11 protein-coding genes and 1 pseudogene are annotated in these 17,554 nt (G+C 71.7%); 7 read left to right on the top strand and 5 right to left on the bottom strand.

What is annotated here, in order from left to right; translation table 11 throughout:
- Positions 1–99 precede the first annotated feature (99 nt).
- Together IE264_RS21730 and IE264_RS21725 are read left to right on the top strand one after the other, a co-directional pair.
- Positions 100–429, top strand: coding sequence for a DUF2530 domain-containing protein (locus tag IE264_RS21730; RefSeq protein ID WP_015610414.1), 330 nt, complete (start codon positions 100–102; stop codon positions 427–429).
- A 145-nt stretch (positions 430–574) separates the two neighbouring features.
- Positions 575–3,055, top strand: a complete 2,481-nt coding sequence (locus tag IE264_RS21725) for an HAD-IC family P-type ATPase (RefSeq protein ID WP_015610413.1) — start codon at positions 575–577, stop codon at positions 3,053–3,055.
- Positions 3,056–3,150: 95 nt separating this feature from the next.
- Here IE264_RS21725 and IE264_RS21720 read toward each other — a convergent pair whose 3' ends face one another.
- The 3 genes from IE264_RS21720 to IE264_RS21710 form a co-directional block, all read right to left on the bottom strand.
- Positions 3,151–4,011 (bottom strand): DUF5707 domain-containing protein, encoded by an 861-nt coding sequence (locus IE264_RS21720; protein ID WP_032759310.1) that lies wholly within the window; start codon positions 4,009–4,011, stop codon positions 3,151–3,153.
- Positions 4,012–4,246: 235 nt separating this feature from the next.
- On the bottom strand, positions 4,247–5,101 hold the full coding sequence (locus IE264_RS21715) for a hypothetical protein (protein ID WP_015610411.1): 855 nt from the start codon (positions 5,099–5,101) through the stop codon (positions 4,247–4,249).
- Between the two features lie 123 nt (positions 5,102–5,224).
- Complete coding sequence (locus tag IE264_RS21710; RefSeq protein WP_032759309.1) at positions 5,225–6,115, bottom strand: hypothetical protein; 891 nt, start codon at positions 6,113–6,115, stop codon at positions 5,225–5,227.
- Positions 6,116–6,384: 269 nt separating this feature from the next.
- Between IE264_RS21710 and IE264_RS21705 the strand changes: the two genes are divergently transcribed.
- Positions 6,385–8,892, top strand: a complete 2,508-nt coding sequence (locus IE264_RS21705) for a hypothetical protein (protein WP_051821970.1) — start codon at positions 6,385–6,387, stop codon at positions 8,890–8,892.
- A 156-nt stretch (positions 8,893–9,048) separates the two neighbouring features.
- Here the strand turns inward: IE264_RS21705 and IE264_RS21700 are convergent, their stop codons facing one another.
- Both IE264_RS21700 and IE264_RS21695 read right to left on the bottom strand, forming a co-directional pair.
- Positions 9,049–12,258, bottom strand: a complete 3,210-nt coding sequence (locus IE264_RS21700) for a sacsin N-terminal ATP-binding-like domain-containing protein (protein WP_032759308.1) — start codon at positions 12,256–12,258, stop codon at positions 9,049–9,051.
- Between the two features lie 323 nt (positions 12,259–12,581).
- Positions 12,582–13,511 carry a DUF3027 domain-containing protein gene (locus tag IE264_RS21695; RefSeq protein WP_176144298.1) on the bottom strand — a complete coding sequence of 310 codons (930 nt, stop codon included), beginning with the start codon at positions 13,509–13,511 and terminating at the stop codon, positions 12,582–12,584.
- A 472-nt stretch (positions 13,512–13,983) separates the two neighbouring features.
- Between IE264_RS21695 and IE264_RS38560 the strand changes: the two are divergent.
- The 4 genes and pseudogenes from IE264_RS38560 to IE264_RS21675 all read left to right on the top strand — a co-directional run bounded on the left by IE264_RS38560 (position 13,984) and on the right by IE264_RS21675 (position 17,546).
- A pseudogene (locus IE264_RS38560) lies at positions 13,984–15,431 on the top strand (MFS transporter).
- A 27-nt stretch (positions 15,432–15,458) separates the two neighbouring features.
- Positions 15,459–15,938, top strand: coding sequence for a hypothetical protein (locus tag IE264_RS21685; protein ID WP_015610406.1), 480 nt, complete (start codon positions 15,459–15,461; stop codon positions 15,936–15,938).
- Between the two features lie 41 nt (positions 15,939–15,979).
- Positions 15,980–16,687: a futalosine hydrolase gene (locus IE264_RS21680; protein WP_015610405.1), complete on the top strand. Its 708-nt coding sequence runs from the start codon at positions 15,980–15,982 to the stop codon at positions 16,685–16,687.
- Complete coding sequence (locus tag IE264_RS21675; protein ID WP_015610404.1) at positions 16,677–17,546, top strand: 1,4-dihydroxy-6-naphtoate synthase; 870 nt, start codon at positions 16,677–16,679, stop codon at positions 17,544–17,546. Before IE264_RS21680 ends, IE264_RS21675 begins: the two co-directional genes overlap by 11 nt.
- The last annotated feature ends 8 nt before the right edge of the window (positions 17,547–17,554 follow it).

The following is a 17,554-nucleotide window of genomic DNA, read 5'->3' as shown; positions in this document are numbered from 1 at the left end:
CATCAGACGAAGATCGCTATCTCCGCGCGTAGACCCGCGTGGCGCCTCGGGTCCACCGGCCCGCGCACCCCCGATCGGGTGGGCCCATACACTGAACTCATGGAGAAGTGGACACCGAAGCACGAGGCGCCCGAGCCCCTGGAGGGCCCCGTCGTCTCCACCGTCGTCGGCGGCACGATCCTCTGGTTCGTCCTCTTCCTCGCCCAGCTCCCGTTCTACGGCTGGTTCGCCGACCGCGGGCACACCTGGTGGGTGTGGACACCGCTGGCCGGAGCCGCACTCGGACTGATCGGCATCTGGTACGTCCGCGGGCGCGAAGCCGCCATCAAGCGGCACGCGGACCGGGCGGAGGCCAAGGACGCGGTCGGGGCCGAGGCTGCGGACGGCGCGCTCGGCAGCACGAGCACCGAGGCGGACCGGACCGCCTGAGGACCCTGCCTGACGGGCGCCACGCCGCCCCCGTACGGGAGCCGCCCCGATCCCGTACGACCACGGGACCGACTTGCTCCTCCCCTGGTCGGATCTTCGGCCCCCCGGCGGGTGATTCGCATCGCACGCCCGTACCGTCTAGTCCATGACGCAGCGGGCACTCGATTCCTCCGGGGAGCAGACCCCCGGATCCCCCCGGCCGGCCATGATCGACGCAGGGGCGGAGCTCGATCCCGTGCACCCGGTGGAGCTACCACCGTCCGGTCACCCCGATGCCACCGGTCTCACCACCGCCGAGGTCGCCGAGCGGGTGGCGCGGGGCGAGGTCAACGACGTACCCGTCCGGTCCTCGCGCTCGGTCACCGAGATCGTCCGCGCCAACGTCTTCACCCGGTTCAACCTGATCATCGGCGTGCTCTGGGTGATCATGCTGTTCGTCGCGCCGATCCAGGACAGCCTCTTCGGCTTCGTGATCGTCGCCAACACCGGCATCGGCATTATCCAGGAGTGGCGGGCCAAGAAGACCCTGGACAGCCTCGCGGTGATCGGCGAGGCGAAGCCGACCGTGCGGCGCGACGGGGTCGCCGCCGAGATCTCCACCCACGAGATCGTCCTGGGTGACGTGGTCGAGCTGGGCCCCGGCGACAAGGTGGTCGTGGACGGCACGGTCGCCGAGGCCGACAGCCTGGAGATCGACGAGTCGCTGCTGACCGGCGAGGCCGACCCGGTGCTCAAGCGGCCCGGCGACCCCGTGATGTCCGGCAGCTTCGTCGTCGCGGGCGGCGGGGCGTTCACCGCGACCAAGGTGGGGCGCGAGGCGTACGCCGCCCAGCTCGCCGAGGAGGCGTCCCGCTTCACGCTCGTCCACTCGGAGCTGCGCAGCGGCATCAGCACGATCCTCAAGTACGTCACCTGGATGATGGTGCCGACGGCGATCGGGCTGATCATCAGCCAGCTCGTCGTGAAGGACAACAACTTCAAGGACTCCGTCGCCCGGACCGTCGGCGGCATCGTCCCGATGATCCCCGAGGGGCTGGTCCTGCTGACCTCGGTGGCCTTCGCCATCGGCGTCGTACGCCTGGGCCGCAAGCAGTGCCTGGTGCAGGAGCTGCCCGCCATCGAGGGGCTCGCCCGGGTCGACGTGGTCTGCCTGGACAAGACCGGCACCCTCACCGAGGGCGGCATGGACATCACGGAGGTCCGGCCGCTCAACGGGAGCGACGAGGCGTACGTGCACCAGGTGCTGCGCTCCCTCGGCTCCTCCGACCCCCGCCCCAACGCCAGCCTCCAGGCCATCATCGACGCCTACCCGGCGGGCGGCGAGGGAGGCGAGAAGGGCTGGACGGTCACCGACGCCATGCCGTTCTCCTCCGCCCGCAAGTACAGCGGCGCGGCCTTCACCGAGACCGACGGGACCCCCTCCGCCTGGCTGCTCGGCGCCCCCGACGTCCTGCTCCCCGACGGCGACGGGACCCTCACCGAGATCGAGCACCTCAACGAGCAGGGCCTGCGGGTGCTGCTGCTGGCCCGGGTACGGGGCGAGCTGGACGCGCCCGGTGCGGCGGACGGGGCCGTACCCACCGCCCTGGTCGTCCTGGAGCAGCGGCTGCGCCCGGACGCCGGTGAGACGCTCGCCTACTTCGCCCAGCAGAACGTGGCCACCAAGGTCATCTCCGGCGACAACGCGGTCTCGGTCGGCGCGGTCGCCGGGAAGCTGGGCCTCGCGGGCGCCGAGAACACCCTCGACGCCCGCCGGATGCCCACCGACCCCGACGAGATGGCGACGGCCATGGAGGAGAACGCGGTCTTCGGCCGGGTCACCCCGCAGCAGAAGCGGGACATGGTGGCCGCCCTCCAGTCGCGCGGCCACACGGTCGCGATGACGGGCGACGGCGTCAACGACGTCCTGGCGCTCAAGGACGCCGACATCGGGGTCTCGATGGGCTCGGGCTCGGAGGCGACGCGGGCCGTGGCCCAGATCGTGCTGCTGAACAACAGCTTCGCGACGCTGCCGTCGGTCGTCGCCGAGGGCCGCCGGGTGATCGGCAACATCACCCGCGTCGCGACCCTCTTCCTCACCAAGACGGTCTACTCCGTGCTGCTGGCGATCCTGGTGGTCTGCTTCCAGGTGGAGTACCCGTTCCTGCCGAGGCACCTGACGCTGCTGTCCACGCTGACCATCGGCGTCCCCGCGTTCTTCCTGGCCCTCGCCCCGAACAAGGAGCGCGCCCAGCCCCACTTCGTACGCCGCGTCATGCGGTACGCGATCCCCTCGGGCGTCATCGCGGCGGCGGCCACCTTCACCACGTACCTGGTCGCGCGGCACCACTACGCGGGGCCGGGCGCCCTGGAGGCCGAGACGAGTGCGGCGACGCTGACGCTGTTCCTGGTCTCCATGTGGGTCCTGGCGATCATCGCCCGCCCGTACACCTGGTGGCGCATCGGCCTGGTGGCGGCGATGGGGCTCGGGTTCCTCATCGTGCTCGTGGTGCCGTGGCTCCAGGACTTCTTCGCCCTGAAGCTGGTCGGGACGACGATGCCGTGGGGGGCGGTCGGCATCGCGGTGGCGGCGGCCGCCCTGCTGGAGTTCAGCTGGCGGCTGGTGGGCCGGCGCTTCGGAGCGTAGGCGCGGCGCAGGCATACGGAAGCCCCCGGGAGGCTGTGCCTCCCGGGGGCTTCTCCATAAGTGCCCGCTCACTGCTTCACGTGCTGCTTCACGTACTACTTCACGTCGACGTAGTCACCGGCGGCCGAGACGGCCGGGGTGGTCGACGTACCGGCGAAGCTGTAACGCCAGTAGCCGTCGGCCGAGGCCTTGACGGTGGTCTTCAGGGTGCCGGTGGAGCTGGTCTTGACGGTCTTGACCGTCGTGTAGCTCTTGGCGCCCTTCTTCTTGAACTGGAGCTTCACGGGCTGCGCGGTGTAGCCCTTGTACGTGCCCGTGTCCCAGTTGGCGCGCGTCAGCTTTCCGGTGACGGTGAGGGTCTTGCCCTTCTTCACCGGCTCCGGGGAGGCGTTGACGGTCAGCTTGGAGAAGCGCTGGACGCGGGCCTTGGCGGCGGAGTCGTTCACGGTGTAGTCGCCGTCGTTGGCGAAGACCGCCGCGCCGATGCGCCAGTTGGCGGCGTCGGTGTTGATCATCTCCTTGGGGTCGAAGGTGACCGAGAGGGTGCAGGTCGACGTGTTCGTCTTGACGACCTTGCAGGAAGCCCTGCTCTCGTTCTGCTCGAAGTAGAAGACGTCCTTGTCCTCAAGGCTCTTGCCGATCCAGATGATCGTGGACGCGTCCGCGATGCCCGAGTCGTCGGTCGCGGTGATCGCGATCGAGAACTTCTGCTTCGACTTGGTGCCCACGGCCAGCGGCTTGCCGCCGTTCGCGACCACGGAGAGGACCTTGGTGTCGCCCTGCTGCTCGGCCGCGGCGGCCGACCGGGCCTTCGCGCCCTTCGACGCCTCGGTGGGCGCGGAGAAGGCGTAGCCGCCGTCGGAGGTACGGCGGTCGTCGGCCTGCGCGGCCGGTACAGCGAGAGCGGAGAGGGCCAGGGCGCCGGAGACGGCGGCCACGGTGGCACGAATACGCATGTGTCCCCAAGTGGAGAAGGGGCCCCGGGGCGCGTCGTCAGCCCGGCAGGACCCGTCTGGTCCAGAGCCTGTTGGCTCACAGGATCAGACAGCCGACACATGTGAATGGTTGTGCGACTTTATGACTTTTCAGTGAACGGCGGGGCGCGAACGGGCGTGGGCCGGAGCCGCCCCCGCGCTGTGCGGTCGGTCCGCCCCACCCGGGGCGGACCGACCGCACAGCATCGACGCAGGGTTACTTCACGTCGAGGAAGTCGGCACCGGACGTCACCGCGGGGGTGCTCGCCGTACCGGCGAAGCTGTAACGCCAGTGGCCGTCCACGGACGCCTTCACGGTGGTCTTCAGGACGCCGGTGGAGCTCGTCTTGACGGTCTTGACCGTCGTGTAGCTCTTGGCGCCCTTCTTCTTGAACTGGAGCTTCACGGGCTGCTTGGCGTAGCCCGCGTACTTCTTGGTCTCCCAGTTGGCGCGCGTCAGCTTTCCGGTGACCGTGATGGTCTTGCCCTTCTTGACGGGCTCCGGGGAGGCGTTGGCGGTCAGCTTGGAGAGGCGCTGGACCTTCACCTTGGAGGCCGCGTCACGCTGGAACTCCTCGCCGTCCAGAGCCAGCGCCCACACCCCCACCTTCCAGGTGGTCGCGTGGGCGTTCTTCAGCTCCTTCGGGTTGAGGGTGATGGTCCCCTTGCAGGTCGTGGTGGTCGCGTTGACCACCTTGCACGAGAAGCCCTTCTCGTTGGGCCCGAAGCCGACACCGGTGTCGATGTTCTTGCCGGCCCAGATGAACGGCGCGGCGCCGCCGATGCCGGAGTCGTCGGTGGCCGTGACGGAGAAGGACACCGTCTTCTTCGCCGTGGTGGCGAGCACGATGGGCTTGCCGGCGTTGACGACCGCCGAGGTGACCTTGCCCTTGACGGACTTCGCGGCGGCACCGGACGCGCGCTTCGCCTGGTCACCCTGCGCGGGCTGAAGGGCGGTGAAACCGTGGTCCGCGGACCACGAACGGCTGTCATCGGCCTGCGCCGTGGGTACGGCGAGGGCGGACAGGGCCAGGGCGCCGGAAACGGCAGCCACAGTGGCACGAATACGCATGTGTTTTCCCCAAGTGGAGAAGGGGGCCCCGGGGCACGTCGTCAGCCCGGCGGGGCCCATCTGGTCCAGAGCCTGTTGGCTCGCAAGATCAGACAGCCGACACATGTGAATGGTTGTGTGACTTTATGACTTTCCTGTGATCTTCACATCGACGTAGTCACCGGGGGCCGAGACGGCCGGGGTGGTCGACGTGCCCGCGAAGCTGTAACGCCAGTAGCCGTCGACAGCGGCCTTCACCGTGGTCTTCAGGGTGCCGGTGGAGCTCGTCTTGACGGTCTTGACCGTCGTGTAGCTCTTGGCGCCCTTCTTCTTGAACTGGAGCTTCACCGGCTGGGTCGCGTAACCCTTGTAGGTGGCGGAGTCCCAGTTGGCGCGCGTCAGCTTTCCGGTGACGGTGAGGGTCTTGCCCTTCTTCACCGGCTCCGGGGAGGCATTCACCGTCAGCTTGGAGAAGCGCTGGACCTTGGCCCAGGCGAGCGAGTTGTGGTCCAGCTCCGTGCCGTCATTGGCGATCGCGCTGACCCCGACGTGCCACGAGGCCGCGTCGGAGTTGATCATCAGAGCCGGGTCGAGGGTGATGGTGCCCTTGCAGTGCGAGAGGGTCGCACTGCTGGCCGCGCACGAGACCGACTTCGCGTTCGGACCGAATCCGAAGGACTTGTCGATGTCCTTGCCCACCCAGATGAATGCGGCGGCGCCGCCGACACCCGACTCGTGGGTGACCTTCATGGAGTAGGAAATCGTCTGCTTCGACTTGGTGCCGACGACGATCGGCTTGCCACCGTTGACGAGAAGCCCGAAGACCTTGATGTCACTCGCCTGGGCGGTGGACCGAGCACCGGCCTCGCCCTTGATGCCGGATCCGGCACCGAAAGGCGCCTTCGGAGCGGGAAGTTCAATCTCGCTGGACCACGAACGGCCATCATCGGACCGCGCGGCCTGCGCGGCCGGAATCGCGAGAGCGGACAGGGCCAGGGCGCCGGTGGCAACAGCGACAGTGGCACGGATGCGCATGTGTTCCCCAAGTGGAGAAAGGGGGCCCGCGGCACGATCTGCGGCCGGCTAGGTCCCATGTGGTCGGTGAGTCTGCTGACTCGCATGAACAGACAGCCGAATCGTGTAAACAGTTGCGAACATTCGTAGATTTCTTGGGAAGATCACGGATGGCTGGAGGAGATCCACCGGCCTCTGGGGTGGGAGGACTTGATTCGATGACACACATACGCAGCACCGGCCATGCCGGCCGAGGGCGACGGACGGCCCACGAAGCGACGGCGGGAACCATGACGGGCGCCCTGATCGCGGCGGCGGTCCTGTTTGCGCCCGAGGCGGCGGCGGCCCCCATCGGCACCGGCCCGGAAGCGCCGACGGCCGTCACCGCCACCACGCTCGCGAGCGGCGAGCGGCTGGAACTGCTGCCCGGAGAGGGCACAGCGAAGCCGAGCTTCCGGATCGTGCCGAAGGACGGCGGCCCCACCGGGCGGTACGCCTACGCGCTCTCCGGCGACGAACTGACCGTGCTGCCGACCGGCCGGCCCGGCCGCGTCACCCCGACCACGACGCCCCTTGACGGCCCGTCGGCAGGCACCTCGTCGGCGAAGCGGAGCGGCACTGCCAGGTCCTCCGCCGCCGAGTACCCGGTGACCTTCTCAGTGGCCAACGCCGTCCAGGACACCACCCCGATCATGCGGGTGTGGGACAGCACGACCTGGCAGCCGTACAACGTCGAGACGGAGCAGTTCGCGCTCAAGGGCACAGCCTCCCTGCCGCCCGGCAACTACTTCGCCCTGGCGATGTACGGCGGCTACGACCAGCCCGACTACCTGCTCGCCAGGTCCTTCAAGGTGACGTCGGCCGCGGTCAAGGTCGCCTTCGACCAGGCAGGCGCCAAGGAGACGGGCATCCGGACCGACGACCCGAGCGTGACCCGTACGACCGGCGTCGTCTCGGCGTCGCTCCCGAACGGGGACAGCATCGGATACGCGGGCGGCTGGCGCAGCCGGGTCTTCGTCACCCCGTTCATCGCCTCGGGCAGCGCCCTGCACATCCACGAGGTGCACGGGAGGAAGGGAGCGACCTCGCAGCGCCCCAGCCTGGTGCGGTACGACCTCTTCCACACCTTCGAGCGAACCGTCCCGGCCACCCCGGTCGCCGAAGTCAGGCAGGCGGACCTGGCCGAGACCGAGTTGACGGTGCGGGGCGGCGGCCAATACCGCAGCGCCTTCCTGGAGACAACTCCGAAGAACCCCTTCGGCGGTGTCTACCTGTCGACGCCGGTGCCGGTCGCGGACGTGCTCACCGAGTACGTCACCCCCGGGCAGGCCTTCTCCCGGAACGCCGGGTACGGGCCCCACACGTTCGGACTCCCGGACCGCACTCTGCAGAAGGGGGTACAGCGGGGGGAGACGATCGGCAGGGCACCGTACGCATTGAACGGCGGTAGGAAGTTCAGCGCCCTCCGCCTCCGTGACAACCTCTCGCTCCACGGTCCGTTCTCGTTCAGCGACAGCGACGGCACCCTCGGGCACGACAACGAGGCCACCCAGTCCTACCGCTTGAGCGCGCACGAGGAGACGATCGCCGAGGTGACCGGAAAACCCGCGCGGACCCCGGTGACTCTGAAGATGCCGCCCGGCCAGGACACATACGAACTGGTCCGCACGGTGACCCGGGGCGGCGACACGCCCTTCTCCCGGCTCTCGGACAAGCTGATCACCGAGTGGAGCTTCACCTCCGGGACGGCGACGACCCGGACCGACCAGGAACTTCCCGACATCGGTTTCCGGGTCAGCGGACTCGGACTGCGCAACGAGACCGGCCCCACACCTTCCCGGGTCATCGCCACCGTGCACGCGCCGGAAGGCACCCCCCGGCTCCGCGGCCTGGAGTTCTCGGTCGACGGCGGGACGACGTGGACTCCGATAGCGGTCGACGGCACCTCGGCCACCGCGGAGGGCGAGGTGCCCGTCCCACAGAACACCCGGTACGTCTCGCTCCGCGCCACCGGCTCCGACGAACGGACCGGCAACACCGTCCGCCAGACGGTGTCCCGCGCCTTCGCCGGCCCGGCGGGCGTGACGCTGCCTCCGCAGACGGCGGGCGCAACGGCCGTCTCCGGGGTCACCGTCAACGAGAACAAGCCGGTCGTCCTGGACTCCATGGTCCACGGGTCGACGGCGGTGTTCCCCGTCGGGTTCACCGCCACCGATCCGTCCGGGATCGCCGGCGGCACCTTCCTTCTGTACCAGGGCGCCTACGACAAGCCCGACGCCGTTCTCGCCAGTAGCACGGCCTACTGCCGGCCGCTGGACGCGACCACCTCCACCTGCTCGGGCCTTGTCTCCCTGGCCCCGCACGCAGAGCTCGGCGACAACCGGCTGGCAGGCGTGTGGAAGGTGGCCGCGACCGCACGCGCCAACGACGGAAAGGGCGTGGCCGACCAGCAGGCGGCCGGGGCGTTCCGGATGATGCGCAAGACCGTACTCACCCCTGCCGACGCCACGCCCGAGCCGGTCACCGCGGGCGGTGACCTCACCGTCACCAGCCGGCTCACCGGGAGCGACTGGACCGAGGAGGGCTACGTCGGCTACGCCGGTCAGCCGGTCACCCTCCAGTTCCGTCAGGCCAGTACGACGGCCTGGTCGGACGTCAGGACCGTCACCAGCGGCGCCGATGGAGCGGTGACGACGACACTCAAGGCGTGGAAGGACGGTGACTGGCGCTGGAACTTCACCGCGACTCCCGCCGCCACCGCGGCCTCATCGGCGGCGGACCACGTCGACGTGAACTGAGCCGTACCGGACGAGCAGACCGCATGAAGGGTCCGAGCGGACCGGTTCCATGGTCCTGATCCACAGACCGGATCCCCGGACCGGGATCCGCCGACCGCACCGGCAGACCGGCTGAGAGGGCGGTGGTCATCACGACCACCGCCCTTTCAGCGCTCCTCAGTCGAACCAGCGGTCCCGCGCCAGCTCCTGCGTGCGGGACGGGTCCTCCAGCAGGGCCGCGACCTCGAAGCGGCGGGGCCACTGGCCCGCCGCCCACGCCAGGCCGGCCGCCACGCCCTCCAGGGTGGAGGCGTGGACGACCCCGTCCTGGGTTCGGCGCCAGTCCAGTTCCACGCCGCCCGCGCGGAGTTCGGGGTGCTCGATGTACGTGTCCGGGGTGGCGGGGCCGAGCAGGACGCGGACGGAATCCGGTACGCGGTGCTCCTCGCCCTCACTGGTGACGCCCGCCTCGATCGTCTCGCCGAGCCGCCGCACCTGGAGCAGCTCGGCCAACTCGGCCGCCCGGGAAGGCGCTACGGGCAGCAGGGGCAGGCCCTCCGTCAGCGGCAGCACGTCCGGGGCGTCCGCGATCACGGCGTCCGCCGCGTCGACCACCGTCACCTCCCCGTCCACCACCGCCCGCAGCTCGTCCGGCAACGTCACCTGGTCCGGGTCGAGTTCGGCGAGGGCCGTGTAGAGCGCGTGCAGCTGTACGGGGGTGACGGGGCGGTCCTCGTCGGCCAGCCGGCCCAGCAGCTCGGCCGCACCGCCCGGCTCGTCCAGGAGGGCGGCGACCGAGGTGCGCACCCCGAGGGCCCGCAGCACCTGGGCGTCGTCGAAGCCGGTGGCGTCCACCGCGTCGTACAGCCCGGCCAGGACCGGGTCACCGCCGGCCGAGCGCAGTCCGGCGGGGCGGCGGCCGTCCAGCACCGGGTGGTCGCGCAGCCACCACGCGGTGTACGGGCGCACGGACTGCGTCGTCCCGTCCGGCAGCAGCACCCGCACCGGCTGCGTCAGGGCGTCGCGCAGCGGGGGCCGGGCCAGCATGGCGAGCGCCTGCGGCCAGGCGTCGTCGTCCACCAGGTCCAGATCCCGTACGGCGACGATCTCGGTGGCGACCGGCGGCACCGGGGTCTCGGGCAGCTGGTCGAGGAGGTCCTCGCACCACACGTCGACGGCGTCCAGCAGCCCGGCGTCGTCGGGTTCGGCGAAGTCGCTGTCGCGGGGCTCCAGTTCGTCCGGGTCCAGGACGACATCGGTGGCCCGTACGAGGGCGAACGTGGCGAGCACCCCGCAGGCGGTGAGCGGCTGTTCGCCCCAGCGGTCGGCCAGTTCCTCGTCGGCGACGGCGAGTTCACCTTCCCGCATGATCTGCGCGAACGGGGATCCGGGAAGGACGAGTTCACCGGCCGGGGCCGGTTCGCCGTCCTCGTCGGGGAGGGCCAGCGCACTGAGCCAGGGCTCGTCGCCCGGGGCCAGTTCGGCGTCGCGTACGAGGGTGAGGACGGTCTCCGCCAGCTCGTCGCCGTCGAGCGCGTCCTCGTCCCAGATCTCCCCCGCGTCCAGCGATCCGGCGACCGCCGCCCGCACTTGAGGGGTCGTCAGCACGGCGCGCGGCGTGGCCGGCAGGGCCCCGAGCTTCTCCAGCAGCGGGTGGGCGGCGTCCGGGTGGGCGACCTTGAGGCCGAGCCGGGAGAGACGGGCGAGCACGGGGCCGGTGAGGGCGTCCGGGAGGGGCAGCAGCACCTGGCGGGGGCCGATGGTGGTGCGCGGCGGGCGGCCCGCCTGCTCGTCCTCCGGGTCACCGGCGAGCGGGACCGGGAGGCCGGAGAGCCGGTCGGGGTCGATGCCCGCGAGGCTGTCGTAGAGCCGGTGCCACCAGGCGGGGTCGCGCTCAAGTCCGGCGAGGCGGTCGATCGCCTCGGTGAGGGGGACGCGGGCGACGCCGAGGGTGCGCAGCTCGGGGCGGCGCTCCAGTCCTGCGGGCAGCAGACAGGGCAGCACCTCGGCGAGGACCCGTACGGTCTCGGCCCCGACGCCCTCGACCACCTCGGCCTCCACGGGCCGCAGGCCGGTGGTGTCGTCCGTACGGTCCCGGTCCCGGTCCTGCTCCCAGTCGTCCGCCCAGCTCTGCTCGGCCTCGGGGTCCCGGGGCGCGGCGGGCTCCAGGAACGCCACCCGGGGCAGCCGGGCCAGGATCGCGCCGCGCAGGGCCCCGTCCAGGCCGCCCTTGCCGAGCGGCCCGGGTACCAGGTCGATGGTGCCGGTCGACACCGGCTGCCAGGCGCCCAGCAGCTCCGCGTACGCGTCGGCCGCCCGCTCCACCAGGAAGTCCGTCAGCGGCCCCGGTGCGGGGTGCCTGCGGGCGGTGTCCAGGGGGAGGGAGGCGATGAGCAGGGCGGGGATGCCGAGGGGTTCGTCGGTGGGGGTCGGGGCGTGGACGACCGGGGCGGTACGGGGGCGGAGCGGCGCCCCGGACTCGTCCACCGGGACCGCCCAGGTCACCGACCAGTGGGGGCGCAGCCGCTCCTCGACCGGGCGGTCGGCGAGCAGGGCCGGCTCGACCGGGCCGTGGTGGAAGACGGTGCGCCAGCGGTGCAGGCCCTGCGCGGAGTCGTCGATGTGCGTGTACGGGCCGTGGGCCGAGCGGCTCAGGGTCCGTACCCCGTCCGGGGTCTCGATGACGACCTCGGCCAGGCCCGGCAGGGTGAGCAGCAGCGCGTCGTCCACGGCGGCCAGCAGCCGGGCGGCCAGGTCCTCGGCGGTGCCGTCGCGCAGGGGCAGCACGACGACGGTGTCGTACCCGTCGGGTGCGGTGCCCTCGGCGGGCAGCGGGAGGCGCAGCATCGGTACGTGGCCGTCGCGGCGGCGCAGCTCGTCGCCGAGGCCGGGGGAGCCGACGGCCGCGTTCCGGGCCATCTCGCGGGCCTCGGCCAGGGACCAGCGGACGCCGCCGTGGCGGCCGAGCACGGCGGGCTCGTCGCTGACCGCGAGGACGGCGGCGAACCCGACGCCGAACCGGCCCACGGCGGACTCGTGGCCCTCGCGCTTGGCGGAGGCGCGGAGGGTGGAGAGGGACTCGACGCCGGTGGCGTCCAGGGGGGCGCCGGTGTTGGCGGCGGCCAGGACGCAGCGTCCGTCGGGGTCGCCGGGGGCGGCGGGGTGCAGGGTGAGGCGGAGCCTGCCGGGGACGCCTCCGCGGGCGGCGGCGTCGGCGGCGTTCTGGGCCAGCTCGATGACGAGGCGGTCGCGGTAGCCGCCGAGGGCGAGGTCCTCCTCGGCGTTGGCGTCCTCCCGGAAGCGGGCGGGGCCGGCGCCCCAGGCGTCGAGCACGCCGCGCCGCAGCCGTGCCGTCCCGAACGGATCGGCCCCCTCGGTCGCATTCATGCTCACGCTGTCGACTCCGTCCGCCGTGGTGTGGGTGGCGTGCCTGTGCCGCCCAGTGTGCGCCCGAAGGTACCGCGCACGCGGCCCAGGCCCCCAACCCACTGCGGCGGCCACCCCAAGCCCGTCCGGGCTACCCCCAGCCCGTCCGGCGTTTGAGGACGGACCCCTTGCCCACCCAGCCCGTCCGGCGTTTGAGGACGGAACCCTTGGCCGGGGTGGGCGCGCAGAAAATCAAGGCCCTGAGGCACTGCACCCCCGCAGAGGCACCCGACACCCCATCGACGGTTCCGTCCTCAAACGCCGGACGGGCTGAACGGGGCGCCCTACGAGTGGCCCAAGTCCTCCGACGCACCGTCGGCCTCGGACGGCACCGAACCCCCATCGCGCTCGGGGCGGAGCGCGTACTCGTCCACCCGCATGGTGTCCAGCGCATGCGCCGCCGGCTTGACCGGCTTCGGCATCACCGCCGCCTCCGAGTGCCCCCCGCACCCGTACGCCAGCGACACCACATGCCCGTCCGCCGGGCCGAACTCGTTGGCGCACACCCCGAAGGCCTGCTTCAGCGAGCCCGCCATCGGGATCAGGAACGCGCAGCTCACACACGTGGCCGGCGCGGCCTGCGCCATCGGGGTCTTCGGGCCGAACGCCTCGTCCCAGCGGTCCGCCGCCTCGTACAGCCCGTACCGCGACAGCACCCGCGCCCGCCGCGTACCCAGCTCCTCGGCCACGGAGGCGATGGAGCCACGGGTGGTCACGGCCACCGGCCGGTCCGTCAGCTCCGCGTCCTCCGAGTCGACCAGCTCGGCCAGCTCCTCGGAGACGACCGAGTTCGGCGGCGGCTCGTCCTCCCCGGTCCAGCCGGGCTCCAGGCGCAGGTCCTCCGACTCGGTCGGCAGCAGGTCCCCGGGGCCCATGTCACCCGGGCGGAGCCGCTCGCTCCACGGCACCCACTCCGGTGCCAGGATCGCGTCGGCCCCGGGCAGCAGCACCGTTTCGTCCAGGGTGACGTTCTTCGCGCGGGAGGCCCGCGCGACGGTCACGGCCCAGCGCCAGCCCCGGTAGCCGAAATCCTTGGACTCGAAGTAGTGCGTGACGACGCGGTCCCCCTCGGAGACCACACCGACATGCTCACCGACCACGCCGGGCGCGGCGGCTTCCTCCGCCGCCGCGCGTGCGAGGTCTACCGCCTCGGCACACAGGCGGTCAGGAACGGGGGTACGGGCCGTACGGCTTCGCGTCGTCGCAGCACTCACAGGTCTCGCTTCTCTCCATACGCCAGTCTCACGAGCGCGCCAGCTGCTGCACGATTGCCGTTTTCGGCCAGACAGTTGCGGGCGGAGCGGACCTGGGGGCCGCGTCGACGTCCACACCCGTTGTGCCTGCCTCGGGCGCGCCTTCTGCCACCCATTCTGCGGGATCGCGGAGAGGCGCGCGGCCAAGAACAACCGCCGGTGGCGCGTTACGCACGCTACCCTCTCCGCCGCTCCGCGCCCACCTGCCCGTCCCAAACGTGCCGTATCCGTCCCTCCTGCATCCGGCCGGAGGCGTGTCCCGGGCCCTCCGGCATCCGCCCCGAGGCGTGTCCCGGGCCCTCCTATATCCGGCCGCACCCGCCCCGGGGGGCTTGCGCAGCCCCGTCCGGGCCCGCTGGTCCGACAGGGCGTCACGCGCGAGTCCCCGGCCGATCACCGTTCATACCGGCCAGGGTTGGGGCACTATGACGGGGTGACTGCCGCCAGGTCGCACGACGGTCCCGGCCCGCTCCGCAGGGCGGGACGGGCGACGGGTCGCGCCCTGCGCTCCCCGTTCACCGGTACGGCGCGGGGAATCCGCAAGGCGACGCACGCCCACGGAGCCGGTGAATCCGGCCTCGGAAAACTCATCGAGCTGCACGCGGTGAACGGCGCCGGTGACGTCATGATCACCGTCGCCCTCGCCTCCACGGTCTTCTTCTCCGTGCCGACGGACGAGGCGCGCGGGCGGGTCGCCCTCTACCTGGCCATCACCATGGCCCCCTTCACCCTGCTCGCCCCGGTGATCGGCCCGCTGCTGGACCGGCTGCCGCACGGCCGCCGGGCCGCGATGGCGGGCGCGATGCTGGCCCGCGCCCTGCTGGCGATCACCATGTCGGGGGCGGTCGCCACCGGCGGCCTGGAGCTGTATCCGGCCGCGCTGGGCGTCCTGGTCTCCTCGAAGGCGTACGGCGTGGTGCGCAGCGCGGTCGTGCCACGGCTGCTGCCACCCAAGTTCTCCCTGGTCAAAGCCAACTCCCGGGTCACCCTTGCGGGGCTGCTCGCCACCGGGGTGGCGGCCCCGATCGGGGCCGGGCTGCAGACGATCGGCTCCGCCTGGCCGCTCTACGGCGCCTGCGCGATCTTCATCGCGGGCACCTTCCTCGCCTTCACGCTGCCGCACAAGGTCGACTCCGCCAAGGGCGAGCGCCGGGCCCGCCTGATCGACCCGCACGGCGAGGAACCCGTACCGCCCCCGCCCCGAAGCCGAGGGGCCTGCGGAAGGACGGGATCCGGAAGGACGGGCTCCGCAGGAACGGGGAGAAACCCGCCAAGGAGCGCCCGCCCGGTCTCCGGTCCGTCGGCGGGTCGGTGTTCCACGGCCTCCAGGCCAACGCGGCGCACCGGGCCCTCTCCGGCTTCCTGATCTTCTTCCTGGCGTTCCTGCTGCGCGAGCACCCGATGGCCGGCCAGAGCGCGGCCGTCTCGCTCGCCATCGTCGGCGTGTCGGCGGGGGTCGGCAACGCCTGCGGTACGGCGGTGGGCGCCTGGCTCCGGGCGCGCGGCCCCGAGGTGATCATCGCGACGGTGCTGGGGCTCGCCCTGGGCACGGCGGTGCTCGCCGCCGTCTTCTTCTCCACCGCGGCGGTCGCCGCGCTCGGGGCGGTCGCCGGGTTCACCCAGGCCCTCTCCAAGCTGTCGCTGGACGCGATGATCCAGCGGGACGTCCCCGAGGAGGTCCGCACCTCCGCCTTCGCCCGGTCCGAGACATTGCTCCAGATGGCGTGGGTGGTCGGCGGCGGCATCGGGATCGCGCTGCCGCTCAACGCGGTGCTCGGGATGTCGGTCGCCGCGGGCATTCTCGCCCTCGGCGCGGCCACGTCCGTACGGGGTCTCCTGGGGGCCGCACGGCGCGGCACGCCGCACCCCCGCGTGGCGTGAGCGGAGGCGACCGATAGCCTTCGGCCCATGACCGTTGCGTTCTTCTCCGGTAAGGGCCGTCGAATCGGCGTCGCTCTTGGTGCCGTGTCCGCGGGACTCCTTGTCCTGTCCGCCTGCGACAAGCCGACGCCGCTCGCCACCGTGACGGTCGGCACGACCTCGGTGAACTCCGAGGCGGCCTGCTACAACGACGGTGAGGCGATCAAGGAATCGCTGATCCAGGGCTGCCTCAACCAGAAGCCCGAGAAGACCATCGAGGTCGCGATGGACGACAAGGTCCGCTTCGGCGTCGACCCGGAGATCGCCGAGAACGGCTGGACGCTCTTCATCAACGGCCAGCAGGCCGAGCAGGAGCCGTTCAAGAAGACGTACCGGACGATCCCCGGCAGCGCGTTCTTCACCAGCCAGACCGGCGAGCCCGCCAGCAAGACGAACGTCTCCATCGTGGAGACCAAGGGCAAGAAGCTCACCGGCATCTGGCAGTTCGAGCTCAAGAAGACGTCCTGACCGCCGTCCCCCGTCCCTCCTGAGGCCCTGAGGCTCTCCCTGTGCGTGTGCTCGTCGTGACCGCTGTCCCGGTGGAACGGGACGCGGTCACGCGTGCGTTCGGGGGTACCCCGCAGATCCTCGACGTGCCGGGGGCCGAGCTGCACCGCAGCGGTGTGTTCGACGTCCTGGCGGGCGGTGCGGGCCCGGCGGCGGCAGCCGCGGCGGCGGCCTTCGCCCTCGCGTCGGCTACAGGATCCGCCCCGGGGCCGTACGGGCTCGTCGTCTCGGCCGGGATCGGCGGCGGATTCGCCCCCGCCGCCCCGCTCGGCTCGCTGGTCGTGGCGAGCGACATCGTCGCCGCGGACCTGGGCGCCGAGACCCCCGACGGCTTCCTGCCCGTCACCGCGCTCGGCTTCGGCCGGGACCGCTTCGCGCCGCCGCCCACGCTCGTACGGGAGGTGGCGGCGGCCACCGGCGCCTCGCCCGGCCCCGTCCTCACCGTCTCCACCGTGACCGGCACCGCCGCCCGCACCGCCGCCCTGCTCACCGCGTACCCGGGTGCGCTGGCGGAGGCGATGGAGGGCTTCGGGGTCGCGGAGGCCGCCGAGCGGGCCGGGGTGCCCGTACTGGAACTGCGGGCCGTCTCGAACACCGTCGGCCCCCGCGACCGGGCCGCCTGGCGCATCGGGGACGCGCTGGCCGCGCTCACGGAGGCGTTCGGGAAGACGGGACCCGTACTGGAAGGTTGGAACCGGCATGACCACTGAAGCGAACCCGGACGCGATCGAGATCGCCTTCTCGCCCTGCCCCAACGACACGTTCGTCTTCGACGCCTGGGCCCATGACAGGGTCCCCGGCGCGCCCGCGCTGAAGGTGACCTTCGCGGACATCGACATCACCAACGGCATGGCCGAGCGCGGCGAGCTGGACGTCCTGAAGGTGTCGTACGCGGTCCTGCCCTGGGTCCTGGACGAGTACGCGCTCCTGCCGTGCGGCGGGGCGCTGGGCCGGGGCTGCGGCCCGCTGGTCCTCACCAAGGAGATGGGCCTCGACCTGACCGGCCGGACGGTCGCGGTGCCGAGCGAGCGCTCGACGGCGTACCTGCTGTTCCGGCTCTGGGCGGCGGAGATGGTCCCGGGCGGGGTCGGCGAGGTCGTCGTCATGCCCTTCGACGAGATCATGCCGGCCGTGCGGGACGGCAAGGTGGACGCCGGTCTCGTCATCCACGAGGCCCGTTTCACGTACCGGAACTTCGGGCTCCACAACCTGGCCGACATGGGACGCCACTGGGAGGACACCACCGGCCTGCCGATCCCCCTCGGCGCGATCATCGCCAAGCGCTCCCTCGGCGAGGAGACCCTGGGACGCCTGGCCGAATCGATCCGCAGCTCGGTCCGGCTGGCCTGGGACCACCCGGAGGTCTCGCGGCCGTACGTCCAGGAGCACGCCCAGGAGATGGACCCGGCCGTCGCGGACCAGCACATCGGGCTGTACGTGAACGAGTTCACCGCCGACCTCGGCGAGGACGGCTACGCGGCGGTCCGGGGCCTGCTCACCCGCGCCGCGGCCGAGGGGCTCGTACCGCCCCTCGGCCCGGACGCGCTGCTGTTCCCCGCCTCTTCCTGAACCCCGAG

The organism is Streptomyces microflavus, assembly GCF_014650075.1.
Lineage (GTDB): Bacteria > Actinomycetota > Actinomycetes > Streptomycetales > Streptomycetaceae > Streptomyces > Streptomyces microflavus.
Note: the sequence above shows the minus strand (reverse complement) of the source record. Positions and strands in the feature narration are given on the sequence as shown.